The 12450-nt window shown below is 64.0% G+C and carries 14 protein-coding genes; 3 read left to right on the forward strand and 11 right to left on the reverse strand.

What is annotated here, in order from left to right:
- Positions 1 to 30: 30 nt before the first annotated feature.
- Positions 31 to 999 carry a thioredoxin-disulfide reductase gene (trxB, locus tag JF543_RS01755; protein ID WP_206822563.1) on the forward strand — a complete coding sequence of 323 codons (969 nt, stop codon included), beginning with the start codon at positions 31 to 33 and terminating at the stop codon, positions 997 to 999.
- A 61-nt stretch (positions 1000 to 1060) separates the two neighbouring features.
- On the forward strand, positions 1061 to 1384 hold the full coding sequence (gene trxA / locus JF543_RS01760; RefSeq protein ID WP_179409585.1) for a thioredoxin: 324 nt from the start codon (positions 1061 to 1063) through the stop codon (positions 1382 to 1384).
- A gap of 159 nt (positions 1385 to 1543) precedes the next feature.
- Here trxA and JF543_RS01765 read toward each other — a convergent pair whose 3' ends face one another.
- From JF543_RS01765 to rpmH, 11 genes are all read right to left on the reverse strand, one after another.
- Positions 1544 to 1834 (reverse strand): tryptophan synthase subunit alpha, encoded by a 291-nt coding sequence (locus JF543_RS01765; RefSeq protein WP_179409584.1) that lies wholly within the window; start codon positions 1832 to 1834, stop codon positions 1544 to 1546.
- Between the two features lie 9 nt (positions 1835 to 1843).
- Complete coding sequence (locus JF543_RS01770; RefSeq protein ID WP_206822564.1) at positions 1844 to 3298, reverse strand: sugar porter family MFS transporter; 1455 nt, start codon at positions 3296 to 3298, stop codon at positions 1844 to 1846.
- A gap of 91 nt (positions 3299 to 3389) precedes the next feature.
- Positions 3390 to 4427 carry a ParB/RepB/Spo0J family partition protein gene (locus JF543_RS01775; protein ID WP_206822565.1) on the reverse strand — a complete coding sequence of 346 codons (1038 nt, stop codon included), beginning with the start codon at positions 4425 to 4427 and terminating at the stop codon, positions 3390 to 3392.
- A complete protein-coding gene (locus JF543_RS01780; protein ID WP_206550885.1) occupies positions 4427 to 5308 on the reverse strand; it encodes a ParA family protein in 882 nt (293 codons plus the stop codon). Before JF543_RS01780 ends, JF543_RS01775 begins: the two co-directional genes overlap by 1 nt.
- Before the next feature lie 1635 nt (positions 5309 to 6943).
- Positions 6944 to 7255, reverse strand: coding sequence for a GIY-YIG nuclease family protein (locus tag JF543_RS01785; protein WP_179409580.1), 312 nt, complete (start codon positions 7253 to 7255; stop codon positions 6944 to 6946).
- A gap of 197 nt (positions 7256 to 7452) precedes the next feature.
- Entirely contained in the window at positions 7453 to 8094 is a 642-nt protein-coding gene (rsmG, locus tag JF543_RS01790) for a 16S rRNA (guanine(527)-N(7))-methyltransferase RsmG (RefSeq protein WP_206822566.1), read from the reverse strand.
- Positions 8095 to 8250: 156 nt separating this feature from the next.
- Entirely contained in the window at positions 8251 to 8745 is a 495-nt protein-coding gene (locus JF543_RS01795; protein WP_179409579.1) for a protein jag, read from the reverse strand.
- Positions 8745 to 9809: a membrane protein insertase YidC gene (gene yidC / locus JF543_RS01800; protein WP_206821398.1), complete on the reverse strand. Its 1065-nt coding sequence runs from the start codon at positions 9807 to 9809 to the stop codon at positions 8745 to 8747. Before yidC ends, JF543_RS01795 begins: the two co-directional genes overlap by 1 nt.
- Positions 9810 to 9812: 3 nt before the next feature.
- On the reverse strand, positions 9813 to 10163 hold the full coding sequence (gene yidD, locus JF543_RS01805) for a membrane protein insertion efficiency factor YidD (protein WP_179409577.1): 351 nt from the start codon (positions 10161 to 10163) through the stop codon (positions 9813 to 9815).
- Positions 10160 to 10510, reverse strand: coding sequence for a ribonuclease P protein component (rnpA, locus tag JF543_RS01810; RefSeq protein ID WP_206822567.1), 351 nt, complete (start codon positions 10508 to 10510; stop codon positions 10160 to 10162). Before rnpA ends, yidD begins: the two co-directional genes overlap by 4 nt.
- 6 nt (positions 10511 to 10516) lie before the next feature.
- Positions 10517 to 10654 carry a 50S ribosomal protein L34 gene (rpmH, locus tag JF543_RS01815; RefSeq protein ID WP_022879826.1) on the reverse strand — a complete coding sequence of 46 codons (138 nt, stop codon included), beginning with the start codon at positions 10652 to 10654 and terminating at the stop codon, positions 10517 to 10519.
- 318 nt (positions 10655 to 10972) lie between these two features.
- Here rpmH and dnaA point away from each other — a divergent pair, with 318 nt between their 5' ends.
- Positions 10973 to 12367, forward strand: a complete 1395-nt coding sequence (dnaA, locus tag JF543_RS01820; RefSeq protein ID WP_179409575.1) for a chromosomal replication initiator protein DnaA — start codon at positions 10973 to 10975, stop codon at positions 12365 to 12367.
- Positions 12368 to 12450 lie beyond the last annotated feature (83 nt).

The raw sequence follows: 12450 nt of genomic DNA on the forward strand, positions 1-12450 counted from the left end.
TATTCCAGCATCCGCGATCAAGGAGAGCACATGCGTCAGGTCATCATCATCGGCTCCGGTCCCGCTGGGTTCAGCGCGGCCATCTACGCGGCGCGCGCAAATCTGCAGCCGCTTCTGATCGCGAGCAGCGTGCAGGTCGGCGGTGAGCTGATGAACACCACCGACGTTGAGAACTTCCCTGGCTTCCCCGAGGGCATCCTCGGCCCCGACCTGATGACCAAGATGCAGGAGCAGGCCGAGAAGTTCGGCACCGAGATCGTCTACGACGACGTCGTCGAGCTCGACGTCGACGGCCCCGTCAAGAAGGTCACGCTCGGCGGTGGCGCCGTGCACGAGGCATCCACCATCATCTACGCGACAGGCTCGGCCTACCGCAAGCTCGGCATCGAGGGCGAAGAGCGCCTCTCGGGCTACGGCGTCTCGTGGTGCGCGACCTGCGACGGCTTCTTCTTCCGCGAGAAGACCATCGCCGTGGTCGGCGGCGGCGACTCCGCCATGGAAGAGGCGACGTTCCTGACCCGTTTCGCGTCGAAGGTGTACGTCATCCACCGCAAGGACACCCTGCGCGCCTCGAAGATCATGCAGGAACGCGCGTTCGCGAACGACAAGATCGAGTTCATCTGGAACACCGAGGTCGCCGAGGTGCTCGGTGGCGACGCCGTCTCGGGCGTGCAGCTGCGCTCGACCGTCGACGGATCGCTGCGCGAGCTCGAGCTCGACGGACTGTTCATCGCGATCGGCAACGACCCGCGCACCCACCTGGTGCACGACAAGCTGAAGCTCACCGAAGACGGCACAATCTGGGTCGACGGTCGCTCGTCGCGCACCTCGGTGCCGGGCATCTTCGCCGCCGGCGATGTCATCGATCCCACCTACCGTCAGGCGGCAACCGCCGCCGGCTCGGGTGTCGTCGCCGCCCTCGATGCTGAGCACTTCATCGCCGACCTCGAAGACGCTGCGGCAGCCACGCCGTCCGCCGCTGAGGTCCTCGCCGGCTGAGGCCGGGAACATTCCGTCCACGCCCGGCGTTCGACCGGGTGACACCGAACAAGGAGATGCAATGACTGCCAAGGCAACCACGCAGGCCACCTGGGAACAGGACGTGCTGCAGGCCGATGGTCCGGTGCTGGTCGACTTCTGGGCGGCATGGTGCGGTCCGTGCCGCATGGTCGCACCGGTGCTCGACGAGATCCAGGCCGAGAACCCCGAGAAGATCACCATTCTCAAGCTCAACGTCGACGAGAACCCCGACCTCGCGATGAAGTACCAGATCACCTCGATCCCCGCGATGAAGGTGTTCCAGGGCGGCGAGGTGAAGGCGACCATCATCGGCGCCAAGCCCAAGCCCGCACTCCTGCAGGATCTCGCGCCGTTCATCGGCTGATCCTCCCCTGATCGACGAAAGCCCGCCACCTCTCGAGGTGGCGGGCTTTCGTGTTCTCGGATGCTGCCGTCCAGCGTTCAGTGGCGCAGGCCGTGCTCAGTGGCGCAGGCCGTGCTCAGTGGCGCAGGCCGTGCTCAGTGGCGCAGGCGGTACCGCGGCTCAGGCGGCGAGCATCCGCCACACGGTGGGACTGAGCTCGGGGTACTCCAACGCGATGCGGCGCAGGACGCCGTCGTTCCATCCGCGGTCCGCGATCGTGCCGCCTTGATCGGCTGCGACGTCGGCGCGCAGCAACAACACGACCAGTTCGTCGGTCGTGGGAAGCTCGCTCATGAAGTCCCACGGGTCCTCACCGAAGCGCAGACGCTCGTGCACGAGCACCGACCGCTCATCGGCGGCCTCGGCGCGCAGCACCTCTAGGCTGGCTCGGCGCGGAAAGTCATCACTCACCCATCAAGCCTACGCGCGATAACGAGCACCCCGGCGTTGCACGATCACTTCCTCGGTCATCGATTCGAGCTCGCGCCCCTTGGTCTCGGCGACCTTGAAGTACACGAAGAAGAACGACAGCAACGCGAAGAACGCGTAGAAGCCATACGCGAACGTCAGACCGATCTCAGCGAAGGCCGGGAACGTGGTCGAGATGAAGAAGTTCGCCACCCACTGAGCGGCCGCAGCGACCGCGAGAGCCCCCGCACGGATCGAGTTCGGGAACATCTCCCCCAGAAGCACCCAGACCAGCGGCCCCCACGTCGCCCCGAAGAAGACCACAAAGGCGTTCGCCGATACCAGCGCGATCGTCGACCACGGCTCGGCCAGCGCGACCTCGCCTGCAGCATCCACCGTCCCGAACGAGAACGCCACGGCCATCAAACCCAGGGTCGCCGCCATGCCGATCGACCCGACCATCAGCATGAGGCGACGACCGACGCGATCGACGAGCAGGATCGCCACGATCGTCACGACGATGTTCGTCACCGACGTGATCACGGTGATCGTCAGGGCATCGGACTCATCGAAGCCAACCGATCGCCATAGCGTCGTCGAGTAGTAGAAGATCACGTTGATGCCGACGAACTGCTGGAACACACTCAGCAGGATGCCGACCCACACGATCGGCTTAAGTCCGAAACGGTGTCCCCGGAGGTCGCGCAGCGACTCCTGCCGCTCGGTGTTGATCGTGCCAGTGATCTCGTCGATCTTCGCGCCGACGTCGATCTCACCGGTGACATCCGTGAGCACCTGCCCGGCGCGCTCGAGATGGCCACGCGCGACCAGATAGCGCGGCGACTCAGGCAACCGCAGGGCCATGAGTCCGTAGACGAGAGCCGGGATCGCCTCGGCCATGAACATCCATCGCCACGCCTGCAGGCCCCACAACGAACCGGCTGCTCCCCCGGCGAAGTTAGCGAGCATGGCATCCGACAGCAGTGCGACGAAGATGCCCGTCACGATCGCGAGCTGCTGCAGCGAGCCGAGGCGGCCGCGCACCCGCGCCGGTGACACCTCGGCGATGTACGCCGGCGCGATCACCGACGCCGCGCCCACACCCAGGCCGCCGATCACACGCCAGACGATCAGATCGATCACACCGAACGCCAGGCCGGATCCGATGGCCGAGATGAAGAACAACACCGCCGCGGTGACCATCGTCGGCACGCGGCCGAGCCTGTTTGCGAGGGGTCCTGCAAACCAGGCACCCAGTGCGCAACCGATCAACGCCGACGAGACGGCGAATCCCTTCAGCGCGACACCGAGATCGAAGGCGTCAGACAGGGCATCCACGGCGCCGTTGATCACGGCCGTGTCGAATCCGAACAGGAATCCACCGAGCGCGGCGGCGATACTGACGCCGATCACACGGCCGTGGATCGCGCCCGGTTGCCTTGCGTGAGGTTGCCTTGCGTCAGCCATCATTCCCCCCGGTGCGATCGACAGTATGCAGGTGCCCGGATACTATCCGAGCCGACCCGCTCACGGAAGAGCGTTCTCGGGGGGCGATGCGTCAGCGGCTGCCGTACTCCTCTTCACCGAGCTCGGCGAGAATGCGATTCAGGTCCTGGATCGAGGCGAACTCGATCTTGACCTGGCCCTTGCGCGCACCCAGCGCGATCTGCACGCGGGTGTTCAGACGGTCACCAAGCTTGGTCGACACCTCGTCGAGGTATGCACGGCGGGCGCCGGCCTTCGGCTTGACGGAGCGCGACGAATCGGCCGGAAGACTTTTGGCAGCCGCCTCGGTGGCGCGCACCGAAAGATCCTCGTTCACAACCTTGTCGGCCAGACGCTGCATCTGCTCAGGGTCGTCGACCGAGAGAATCGCGCGTGCGTGGCCGGCCGAGAGCACACCGGCAGCGACACGCTGCTGCACCGGAACGGGAAGACGCAGCAGACGGATGGTGTTGCTGATCTGCGGGCGCGACCGACCGATGCGAGTGGCCAGCTCTTCTTGCGTGATCCCGAAGTCCTCGAGCAGCTGCTGGTAGGCAGAGGCCTCTTCTAGCGGGTTGAGCTCCGAACGGTGCAGGTTCTCGAGCAGTGCGTCGCGCAGCAGATCCTCATCGGCGGTCTCGCGCACGATTGCGGGGATCGCCTCGAGGCCGGCCTCGCGTGCGGCTCGCGTGCGCCGCTCCCCCATGATCAGCTCGTACTCGCCACCGCTGTTGCGGCGGACGACGACGGGCTGCAGAACGCCGAACTCCTTGACGCTGTGCACGAGCTCGGCGAGGTGGTCCTCGTCGAAGTGGGTGCGCGGCTGGCGGGGGTTGGGGACGATGAGCTTCGGGTCGACCTGGATCAGGCGGATGCCCGGGATCTCTGCGAGGGCGGCGTCGGCGTCCGTGGTGGTCTCGTCTGTAGCATCCGAGGTCTTGGCCGGACGCGCGGTCTTTGCCTTGGTCTTGGCATCCGCGGCGTCGGGAGCGACCGTCTCGGTCGCGATCTTGACGTTGCCGGGGAAGAACACGTCGACCGGGCGTTCGGTCTGATCTGCTGTCGGAATGAGCGCGCCGATGCCCCGTCCGAGTCCAGTGCGTTTGGCCATCATGCTCCCTTGTTCTGAGCGGATTGCTGACCCCGCTGAGCGATTTCCACTGCTGCCTCCCGATACGCGACCGCGCCGGCAGATGTGCCGTCGTACGCGATGACGGTCTGTCCGAAGCTGGGAGCTTCCGAGACGCGCACCGACCGTGGGATCACGGCGTCGAGAATCTGCTGCGGGAAGTGGGCGCGTACCTCGTCGGAGACCTGCTGCGCCAGACGCGTGCGGGCGTCATACATCGTCAGGAGGATCGTCGAGAGGGTGAGTTCGGGGTTGAGGTGCTTCTGGATCATCTGGATGTTCCCGAGCAGCTGGCTCAGGCCCTCGAGCGCGTAGTACTCGCACTGGATCGGGATGAGCACCTCGGTCGCCGCGGTGAAGGCGTTGATCGTGAGGAGTCCGAGCGAAGGCGGGCAGTCGATGATCACGACGTCCTTCGGGTTCTCACGCAGGTAGATCTCGAGCGCGCGACGCAGGCGGAACTCCCGCGCGACCTGCGACACCAGTTCGATCTCAGCGCCGGCGAGATGAATGGTGCTCGGTGCGCAGAACAGGTTCGGCGACTCGGGGCTCGGCTGGACGATCTCGCCGAATGGTTGATCGTTGATCAGCACGTCGTAGATGCTGGCGGTCTCGGCGGTGTGCGTCACACTCAATGCCGTGGAGGCGTTGCCCTGCGGGTCAAGGTCGATCACGAGGACTCTTGCGCCGAGCTCGGCAAGTGCGGATGCCAGGTTGACGGTCGTCGTTGTCTTTCCGACTCCGCCCTTCTGGTTCGACACCGTGAAGATTCGGGTGTCACCGTCGAAGGAGACCTTGACCTTGCTGAGGGCTTTGCGTCGGGAGGCCAGATCGGCCAGCTCCCGCGCGAGCGGGGTATCCATCCCGAGATCGGTGTTCGGCGATGCGTTGTCGGATGGTTTCACGTGAAACATCGACTCCTTTCGGGACCGTCATCCACTCTAACCGAGGCAGCTGTCTGCTTCGGTCATTGAGCGCGGCTGCGCCCCCACTCCCCCGGTCATCGAGCGCGGAGCGAAGCGACGAGACGAACTGAGGCTGCGCCCTCGAGGGATACTCGTTTCGGATCGCTCCGCTCGCTCAACGTCCGAGTCCTCTCACCCGGTTATTGAGCGAGGAGCGCAGCGACGAGACGAAATGCCCGCCTCCACAGGGCGCACGTTTCGACTCCCCTCGCCCGGTCATTGAGCGAGGAGCGAAGCGACGAGACGAAATGAACGCCTCCACAGGGCGCACGTTTCGACTCGCTCCGCGCGCTCAACGACCGTGACCACCGCGCGTTTCACGTGAAACACCACCCGGTCATTGAGCGAGGAGCCCAACACCGAGACGAAATGAGCCTGCGCCCTCGAGGGATACTCGTTTCGACTCGCTTCGCTCGCTCAACGACCGAGTCCTCTCGCCCGGTCATTGAGCGAGGAGCGAAGCGACGAGACGAAATGAACGCCTCCACAGGGCGCACGTTTCGACTCGCTTCGCTCGCTCAACGACCGTGACCACCGCGCGTTTCACGTGAAACACCACCCGGTCATTGAGCGCGGAGCGAAGCGACGAGACGAACTGAGCCTGCGCCCTCGAGGGATACTCGTTTCGACTCGCTTCGCTCGCTCAACGACCGTGCGTGCGGTCATTGAGCGAGGAGCGAAGCGACGAGACGAAATGAACGCCTCCACAGGGCGCACGTTTCGACTCGCTCCGCTCACTCAACGACCGTGACCACCGCGCGTTTCACGTGAAACACCACCCGGTCATTGAGCGCGGAGCGAAGCGACGAGACGAAATGAGCCTGCGCCGTCGAGGGATACTCGTTTCGACTCGCTTCGCTCGCTCAACGCCCGAGTCCTCTCGCCCGGTCATTGAGCGAGGAGCGAAGCGACGAGACGAAATGCCCGCCGCCCGTTGCAATGCGTTTCGACTCGCTCCGCTCGCTCAACGACCGAGTCCCCTCCCCTGTCAAACCTCTCCGCAGACGCCCGGCGATGGCTGCCGTTTCACGTGAAACACCACCGGTCATTGAGCGAGGAGCGCAGCGACGAGACGAAATGAACGCCACCGCAGGGTGTGCGTTTCGACTCGCTCCGCTCGCTCAACGACCGGAGGGCTCGCATGCGTGTCGACCATGGAAGGAGAAACACCGCGCTGTGACGACCCGGGCCGGACTCTCGAGGAGGAAGCGTGTCGACTCGCTCCGCTCGCTCAACGACCGCGGCGTCACTTCCGGCCACACTGCGGAACTCAGTACCGGCACCCGTTTCACGTGAAACACCACCACCGGTCATTGAGCGAGGAGCGAAGCACCGAGTCGAAATCTGCGCCCCCAGTAGTCGCGCACGTTTCGACTCGCTCCGCTCGCTCAACGACCGAGGAAGCACTGCCGGATCTGCTTGGCGGCACTCATCAGACGCAAGTTTCACGTGAAACACCACCGGTCGTCAAATGAGGAGCGCGGCGACGAGACGAAACGTGCCCCCTCAGTAGTCGCGCACATTTCGGCTCGCTCAACGACCGGAGGTGCCACCGCGGCGGAGAGCACGCTCGCGTGCACTCCAGCCCTTGATCGCGTCGTAGCCGCCCTCCATGAACGCCAGACGCTTCGCGTGACTCCACCCCTGCATTCGCTTCTCGAGAGCAAACGCCTCATCAATGCGATCGAACTCGGCCCACCAAACCAGTGTCACCGGTAGCCGGCACGATGTGTAGTCACTCCCCAACCCCTGCGCGTGGGTCTGCACTCGGGTATCAAGGTGTTTGGTGCTGCCGACGTAGAACGTACCGTCCGAGCAGCGGAGAACATAGGTGTATCCGACCATGGTCGGACACTATGCGCACCGGGGAGTACGGCGATGTCGAGATCACGGCAGCTGTGGATGTTTCACGTGAAACGTGGAGTTGGGGAGAGCGAGGATTTCGGGGGCGCTAGTGGTGTTCGCGTTTCGTCTCGCTCCGCTCGCTCAACGACCGAGGAGAGATCCGCTCGCGTACTTGCGTTTCGTCTCGCTCCACTCGCTCAACGACCGGGGGTCGCGCGGACGCGAGCGCGGAACACACGCGTCGGCTCGGCAAGCACTCCCTCTCCGAGCACTTCCACTGTGGCGTCCGACACCTTGAACTTCTTGAACACCTTCTGAGCGGCATCGATCTCGGCAGGCACGTTGTGCCCCTTCAGCAAGATCAACTCACCGCCGTCCTTCACCAACGGAGCAGTAATCGGGATCAACGTGCGAAGTGCACTCACCGCACGTGCCGTGACGGAATCAAACTCCAGTCCGACATCCTCACCACGAGCGCGCATGACACGTACGTTGTCCAGCCCCAGAGCCTCGACCTGCTCCGTCAGCCATGCCACACGACGCTCCATCGGCTCGATCAGCGTGAAATGGACATCCGGACGAGCAATCGCGAGCACAAGACCCGGCAACCCCGCACCGGAACCGACATCGGCAACCGAGCCATTGAACAACGGCGCAGCGATCGCAGAGTTCAGAACATGACGCGTCCAGATGCGTGGCAGCTCGAGCGGGCCAATCAAACCGCGCGTCTCCCCCTCCGCGACCAACGCATCGGTGAAACGACGCGCAAGATCAATGCGTGCGCCGAAGAGCTCCGCGGCGACGGAGGGTTCAGGTTCAGGTTCAGGGGTGTGGGACATTTCGTCTCGCTTCGCTCGCTCAATGACCGGGAGTTGGGGCGGTGCTGGAGGTTCCGGGCATTTCGTCTCGCTTCGCTCGCTCAATGACCGGAAAAGGGGCCCGTTCAATAACCGGGGACCGGGGCGGCTATGCGCATCACCGTTTCACGTGAAACATCACCGACGGGTGATGACCGTGTGGCGGTCTGCTCCCTCGCCGTAGGACTCCGACACCAACCCCCGCTCCGAGACGATGTCGTGCACGACCTTGCGCTCGTAGCTCGACATCGACGGCAGCGATGCCTGGCTGGCACCGCCATCAAGCTTCACAACCGCAGCGTCAACCAAGGCCTCGAGCTGCCGGCGACGCGTGTCGCGCGAACCACCGATGTCGAGGATCATCCTCGAGAACGAGCCCGTCTTGTTCTGCACGGCGAGGCGAGTGAGCTCCTGCAGAGCCTGCACGGTGTCGGGGGCCGACAGTACCGAAAGCCCCTCGCTCTCGGCCTCAACCGAGACATATGCCCGCCCCTGCCGCACATCGAGGTTCAGATCACCGTCGATGTCGGCGATATCGAGCAGCTCCTCGAGAAAGTCGGCTGCGACATCCCCTTCACGCTCGAGATCCTCCACCGAGGGAACCGACGAGGTTTTCACGTCTTCAACGGTCATCAGTTCGAGCCCTTCTTCTTGGCACGCTTCTTGCTCATCGGCTGCTCACGCTTGGGAGCCTCCGCCTTGGCGCGCTCCATCTCTTCGAGCTTGCGCTGCTCCTCTGCCCGCACGACCTCGATCGGAACGATCTTGCCCTCGGCGTTGATGGCCTTGCCCTTGCGCGCAAGGCGCTCTTCACGCGCCTTCGCCGCCTCGGATCCCGGCGTGGGCATCTCGCGGATGACCAGGAACTGCTGACCCATGGTCCACAGGTTCGATACGAACCAGTACATGACGACACCGAGCGGGAAGAAGACACCCGAGAAGATGAAGCCCAGCGGCAGCACATAGAGCATGATCTTCTGCATCTGGTACGCCTGGCCGGTCTTGGCCTCGGGCGAGAGGTTCTTCGAGATGATCTGCAGCTGGGTGAAGAACTGCGACACGATCATCAGGACGACGAGAATCGCCAGCAGCACGATCGCCGGCGTGTTCCCAGCCGACCAGGCCTCGCCCAGCGTCTCGTGCAGCGACACCGATCCGAACAGCGTCGCATCGTAGAACTGCTTCGTCAGCTCGGGGCTGAGCATCCCGACACCACCGACACCGGCCTCGGCCTGTGTCTTGACGTCGCGCAACACACTGAACAGCGCGAAGAAGATCGGCATCTGCACCAGCAGCGGCAAGCAGCTCGACATCGGCGTCGTGCCGTGCTTCTTGTACAGGGCCATGGTCTCGCGGCTCATCGCCTCGCGAGATAGCTGATCCTTCTTGCCCTTGTACTTCTCCTGAACCTTTCGCAGGTCAGGAGCGATTTCCATCATCTTCCGCTGGCTCTTGATCTGCTTCACGAACAGCGGGAAGACCGCCGCGCGAACCACAATCACCAGACCGACGATCGACAGCACCCAGGTGATGCCGTCGGCCTCGGGCATGCCGGCGGCCGTCAGCAGCCAGTGCCAGGCGACGAGGATGAGCTCGACGGCCCACTTCAGCGGCCAGAGAATGGCACCGAACAGGTCGAAGCCGCCGCCGGAGTCCTCGGCGGCAGGGGTGCTTGCGAGCAGGAGGTCAAGACCCACTGTTCAGTCCTTTCGAGCAGGTACGACGAAACCACGGGCGGTCAAGTCGTATCGGAAGTGAGCGTGCGGGCGGACGTCGTCAACGCCGCCTTTGCTCCAGGGATTGCAACGCAGGATGCGCCATGCCGAGAGCATCGCTCCCCACACGGCGCCGTGCTGCTGCACCGCTCCTACAGCGTACGCGGAACAGGACGGGTAATACCTGCACACGTCGCCATACAGCGGAGAGATGATCGCCCGATACACGACGAGGAACGCAAGCACCGCGTTACGCGGTAGCACCAGCAGACCCCGAAAGAGATCGGATGCCCGGAACCGCGCCGTTCCGAAGGCGTAGGAGGGCAGTGCGCTCATGAGCTCACCGCATCGGCGAACCGTTTGTTCAGGCAGCGTGCCACGTCTGCCCGCAGCGAGGAGAATTCGGCGGTCGCAGACGCAGGAAGGGCACGGATGACGACATCCGTGCCCTCAGGAACCATGTCGACGAACTCCGCGCACACGGCTTTGAGCCGTCGACGAACGGTGTTGCGAACCACAGCGGTTCCTACCTGCTTGCTGATGATGAACCCGAACCGAGGGGGCCGCGCGTCGGTGCTCACGAGCACCGAGATGATGAGTCGCGGACCGCCGCATCGTGTGCCCCGGCGAACAGCCTGACGATAGTCAGCGCCGCGGGTCAGACGATTCGGTCGGGCGAGCACTGGGCGTTACGCCGAGAGCTCGGTGCGGCCCTTCGCGCGGCGTGCCGACAGGATGGCGCGGCCGGCGCGGGTACGCATACGGGCGCGGAAGCCGTGCTTCTTGGCGCGACGACGGTTGTTGGGCTGGAAAGTGCGCTTGCTCATGGAATCACTCCGGGACTGGTGTCACCGGTATCAGACATCCGGAGACAGGGGGTACTGCCGTTAGGCATAAGTCAACCGATTAAGGGTACGACTCGCCGACGCACAGAGCAAATCGTGTGCGAAGACCGCCATCGGCGCTGAGAGTTACGCACAGCCATTATCCACAACTGTGGAAACGCGTTCCATCTCTGGAAGATCCGCGTATTTCCGCGGACGGCTTGCCGTTCGCGCCTTCGGTGACTACCGTTGCATCCATCGTTATCCACAGGGGGAGATCACGCTTCAAGGCGACCTTTCCACAACCTCGCCCGGAGCACCATGAGCGCAGCAGAACAGCCCGATGTACCGATCTGGTCGACGGTGCTCGAGAAGCTGACCGCCGATGAGCGGGTCAGCCCGCAGTTGCACGGCTTCCTGAGCCTGGTCGTTCCGGCCGGCGTCATGGGCGGCGTTCTCTATCTCGATGTGCCGAACGATCTGACAGCGGCGCAGATCAACAAGCGTCTGCGCGCTCCGCTGATGGAGGCGCTCTCAGCGAGCGGAAACGAGGTCACCTCGTACCGCACGGTCGTGAACCATGAGCTCGCCGACCAGCCCACGGCGCCGATCAGCGTTCCCGACTTCACGACACCGGAGCCACTTCGCGTCGAGTCGCCGATCGAGCAGCATCCGACCCCGGTTCGGCACGAATCACGTCTCAACCCGAAGTACACCTTCGACAACTTCGTCATCGGTCAGTCGAACCGTTTCGCGCACGCGGCCGCGGTCGCGGTCGCCGAAGCGCCGGCCAAGGCGTACAACCCGCTGTTCATCTACGGCGACTCGGGTCTGGGCAAGACTCACCTGCTGCACGCGATCGGCGACTACGCGCAGTCGCTGTACGCGGGAGTGAAGGTCAGGTACGTCTCCAGCGAGGAGTTCACGAACGACTTCATCAACTCGATCGCGAACAACCGCGGTGCCGCGTTCCAGAGCAGGTACCGCGAGGTCGACATCCTGCTCATCGACGACATCCAGTTCTTGCAGGGGCGCGCCGAGACGCAGGAAGCGTTCTTCCACACGTTCAACCAGCTGCACGACCACAACAAGCAGGTGGTCATCACCAGCGACGTCGCGCCGAAGCTGCTCACGGGTTTTGAAGACCGCATGCGCAGTCGGTTCGAGTGGGGTCTGATCACCGACGTCCAGGCGCCCGACCTCGAGACCCGCATCGCGATTCTTCGCAAGAAGGCTCAGAGCGAGTCGCTGCACATCCCCGACGAGGTGCTGGAGTACATCGCCAACGTCGTCTCGTCGAACATCCGAGAGCTCGAGGGCGCACTCATCCGCGTCTCGGCGTTCGCCAGCCTCAACCGGTCCTCGCTCGATATCGCCCTGGCCCAGACGGTGCTGCGCGACATCGTCGACACCACCGAGGACAACGTGATCTCGCCGACCGACATCATCACGGCGACGGCGGCGTACTTCAAGCTCACGGTCGATGACCTGTACGGCTCGAGCCGCTCGCAGCAGATCGCGACGGCCCGGCAGATCGCAATGTACCTGTGCCGTGAGCGCACGAGTCTGTCGTTGCCGAAGATCGGTCAGCTGTTCGGCAACCGCGATCACACCACCGTCATGTACGCCTGCAAGAAGATCAGCGAGCTCATGAAGGAGCGACGTTCGATCTACAACCAGGTGACCGACATCACCACCCAGATCAGCCGTCGCTGATCCCGCGAAACGCCTGTCCGCACGCGGTTACCGTGTAGTTATCCGCAGTGGGTGTGGATAACTTGTGCAGAACTCGACGTTCG

Source organism: Microbacterium esteraromaticum, assembly GCF_017303215.1.
In the GTDB taxonomy this organism is placed as follows: Bacteria; Actinomycetota; Actinomycetes; order Actinomycetales; family Microbacteriaceae; genus Microbacterium; species Microbacterium esteraromaticum_C.